Genomic DNA, 272 nt, shown 5'->3' on the forward strand with positions numbered 1-272 from the left:
TTGTAAAAGGTAACGGCGCATAGCTGGTTCGGCACACTGGCAAGATGAACCCTTTGGGTTCACTTGAGAAGTGTCCGGATTATCGGATTTGGAACCCCTTCGAGCGAAAGCGAGGAGGATAGGAATTCCAAATCCAAGCAAAGACGATGAGCATTGGCAATGAGAACGATCAAGTGTCGTAAGGGCATTTAGTGGATGCCTAGGCATGCACAGGCGATGAAGGACGTGATACGCTGCGAAAAGCCGTGGGGAGCTGCGAATAAGCTTTGATC

At 50.0% G+C, this 272-nt stretch carries 1 rRNA gene; it reads left to right on the top strand.

The features are described from left to right. Window positions 1-167: 167 nt before the first annotated feature. Window positions 168-272, top strand: a 23S ribosomal RNA gene (locus tag ACR9ZK_RS22025); the annotation flags it as partial.

This window comes from Monashia sp. HAY1-5C (assembly GCF_056755255.1).